Origin of the sequence: Neoluteolibacter marinus (assembly GCF_014904755.1) — a bacterium.
GTDB lineage: Bacteria > Verrucomicrobiota > Verrucomicrobiia > Verrucomicrobiales > Akkermansiaceae > Haloferula > Haloferula marina.
This window is the reverse complement of the sequence record NZ_JACZFQ010000224.1, coordinates 1-723: the sequence shown is the minus strand read 5'-3', so window position 1 is coordinate 723 and position 723 is coordinate 1. Positions and strand designations below refer to the sequence as shown.

The 723-nt window shown below is 69.0% G+C and carries 1 protein-coding gene; it reads right to left on the bottom strand.

From position 1 onward, the window contains the following. Positions 1–510: MFS transporter (locus tag IG178_RS24580; RefSeq protein WP_193215223.1), on the bottom strand; the 510-nt coding region annotated here is incomplete at its 3' end. Positions 511–723: the final 213 nt, after the last annotated feature.

Genomic DNA, 723 nt, shown 5'->3' with positions numbered 1-723 from the left:
GAAGCCGCGCTTGCGGTCCGGGGCGTACTCCGCCATGAAGGTCGCTGCGCCGCCGTACTCGCCGCCGGTGGAGAAGCCCTGCACGGCGCGCAGGACGATCAGCAGGATCGGGGCCAGGACGCCGATGGTCTCGAACGAGGGCAGCAGACCGATGCAGAACGTGGCGCCGGCCATCAGGATGATCGTCAGCGCCAGGATCGCCTTGCGGCCCAGGCGGTCGCCGAGCGGGCCCCAGAACAGGCCGCCGAGCGGACGGACCAGGAACGAGAAGGCGAAGGTGGCCAGCGCCAGCACGGTGCCGTACTCGCCGGGGAAGAAGTTGTGGGTGATGTAGCCGACGGAGACCGCGTAGACGCCGTAGTCGAACCACTCCGTCGCGTTGCCGATCGCGGAGGCGGCGACGGCGCGGTGGACGGTGCCCGCATCGGGCGCGGCGGGCTGGTGATCGGCGTCGTGCGCCGACGGGTCGCGCTCCGACCCCGGATCCTGTGCTGCTTGCGACGAGCTCATGGGAGTCTCCCTCGTAGGATTGTCAACAATCATTGAAGCATCTGACCCCTCCCACCTCAAGCACTTGTCGCCCATTGACCAGAGCGACGCGCTGGGAGCGCACGGTAGGATCGTCGACAATCGTCAACGCCCACCCGGAGGCCTCCTTGCCGCCCGCTGCACTGAACCCCGTCGTCCAGGAGTCCACCCCCGCGCTGATCGCCCGGCAGCTGC